Origin of the sequence: Haloechinothrix alba, assembly GCF_900188115.1 — a bacterium.
Classification (GTDB): Bacteria; Actinomycetota; Actinomycetes; order Mycobacteriales; family Pseudonocardiaceae; genus Haloechinothrix; species Haloechinothrix alba.
Map to the genome: position 1 here is coordinate 1 of NZ_FZNW01000061.1, position 2,384 is coordinate 2,384.

General features: G+C 63.5%; 2 protein-coding genes and 1 pseudogene. All 3 read right to left on the reverse strand.

The genetic code is table 11. The annotated features are described in order from the left end of the window. Positions 1-337 precede the first annotated feature (337 nt). Positions 338-1,014 (reverse strand): annotated as a pseudogene (locus CHB84_RS23715) (ISL3 family transposase); the annotation flags it as partial. A gap of 135 nt (positions 1,015-1,149) precedes the next feature. Beyond that, positions 1,150-1,821, reverse strand: coding sequence for a TetR family transcriptional regulator (locus CHB84_RS22060; RefSeq protein WP_176440099.1), 672 nt, complete (start codon positions 1,819-1,821; stop codon positions 1,150-1,152). Positions 1,822-1,987: 166 nt separating this feature from the next. Continuing rightward, a partial coding sequence (locus CHB84_RS22065; protein ID WP_141134789.1) for an integrase core domain-containing protein occupies positions 1,988-2,384 on the reverse strand: 397 nt, incomplete at its 5' end.

A 2,384-nucleotide genomic window follows, 5' to 3' on the forward strand; every position in this document is an offset into this window, starting at 1 on the left:
CCTCATCCACGCCGCACAATCACCACACGCCTGACACAGCCGGCACACCACCCCCACCTACCGCGCACACCACCCACACAAACCCGAGGAGAACCTCATTTCCGACGGATACGACCTTCCATCAACTGGGGATTGGGATTCAAGCAATCCAGCCTTCGCTATATCATGCGGGTCCCGCGGCGCGCCGTCTCCAACGCCTGAGCACGGCCACCGCTTCAACGGCATGCTGTGGTCCCCATCCGCCTTTCGGCTCCGGGTAAGCCATCGGACCCAGAAACCTCCCTCCAAGTTCCCCCGGCTACGCCGGTAATACGACCAGGCGCCTCATGGCGCACTGCCAGCGATCCGCGACCTGCACCGCGTTAGGCAGTGCACGCCGGATCGCTTCGGCGTATGCGCCGGAGTCATCTCAGCAGACTGTTTGCACGCCGGGATGGTCCCGTAACCAGACTTCGAGCGTGTCGGCAGTGCGGTCGGCAAGGACGTCGACGCGCTCGCCGGTCTCTGCATTGATGATCACGGGCGCGTAGCGCTGCCGCTTACGCAACGCGAAATCATCCACCCCGATCACCGCTGGCACCGGCCGCTCCGGCACTGGTAACTGCAACAGCGCCCGCAGCGCGGTGCGCCGTGACAATCCGACGGCGAGGCTGGCTAGGCTCGGACATTGGCGCGTCCGGCCGGCTCCCGCACGACACGACCCACCTGCATGGCCAGCCGAGCGGTGCGGCGTTGATACCGCCCTGCCACGGCCAGCGGCTCGCGGAATGTCTGCCGCGAGCAGTCCGTAGTGGAGCAGCGCATCCGTCGTGCCCGCACTCGCACCACGACCGGCCTTCCGTCCACCGGCACGTCGGCGACCCGCCGCTCGATATAGGCATGCACCCGCTTCGTCTCCACGGCACATCCCGGGCAAACCGCTGGCCCCGGCGGCGTCGACGCCCGGACCACGATCGTCCTAGCATCCTCCTCAATCCCTTGGATGACCAGCGAAGATAATCCCGAAAACACCAACGCACGAAGTTGATCAACATCGCACCAGCGTCACTCTGACACAACGCTCCATGCCCAACCCACCGACCCCGCGTCACCACCGAAAATGGGCCAGAGCCGTTAATCGGACAGACCCCGGTACCGAGCGAGCGCCTGTCAGGAGCAGGCGCGCCTTGAATGGGCCTCGGTGGCTCGACGCTGAACCTCCGAGCCGGACAGATGGACGAGGCCGATCTCTTCGGCGATGAAGTTGAAGCCTTTCTCGGCGATGGCTCGGACTCGGTCGCGACCACCAGTCTGGACCCCGACGAGAGCCATCCGGATGATGGAGAGCCAGATCATGGCGTTGATCCGACAATCGGGAGCATGGGGTGTGCATTTCCACTCCCTGGCAAGATACTCCGTGACGACTTGTTCCCAATCGAAGACGATTTCCGCCCAGCGTCCGCGGACCCCTGGGAGGGACCAAAGTTCGATGCACCTGGCTTCGAGTTCAGGATCTTCGAGGACGCTGAAGCCCACGACCTGGTCGATGAGCGCAGACCGGGCGACCTGAAAAGGTTTCTCCGACTGCTCGGTTGCGGCGAGCGCTTGCCTGAGCAACTCGAGCCGCTCGGCTTGATCTCCGAACAGAACGTCTTCCTTGGCCCGGAAGTACCGGTAAAACGTGCGTGGGGAGCAGTTCGCTCGCTGCACGATCTGCTCGACGGTGGTGTCCTCGAAGCCCTGATCCTCGAACAACTCCACGGAGGCGCGCATCAGGGCATGTCGTGTGCGTGCCTTATTCTGCTCGCGTCGAGACTGCCTCGGTGTTCGCGCGTCGCTCACGCTGTGATTATCGGGGAGGATAGTCCTTCTCATTGAGGTTGAGTATAGCTTGCTGGTGAAGCGCCCCAGGTTTGATGCCGCATCTTTCTGAGTTGGAAGGATGCAGTTCATGCCCGAGAAGATCGATGAGCAGCTATGACCTTTCCCCTGTTGGCCGGAGACGTGGTTATGCGGTCTCGGGTGGTTTCTGCTGTTCCCGCCACCCGGGGCTGGCATAGCCCCGGGTGGCGTGCGGTCGTCTGCGGTTGTACCAGGTCTGGATCCAGGTGAAGATGGTCTGGCGTGCCTGGGCACGGGTAGTGAAGCGGTGCCGGTGCACGAGTTCGCGTTTCGACGCCTCGAATAGCGATTCCACGATGGCGTTGTCCCAGCATATCCCGGTGCGCCCGAGTGAACGCCGGATGCCCAGCTTGGTGCAGTGCTGGGCGAACCGGGTGCTGGTGTACTGGCATCCACGGTCGCTATGGAAGATCACCCCGGCAACGTCACGCCTGCGCGTGGCTACCGCGGTGTCTAGGCAGTCGGCGATGAGGTCGGTGCGCAGGTGGCTGGCCATCGCATAG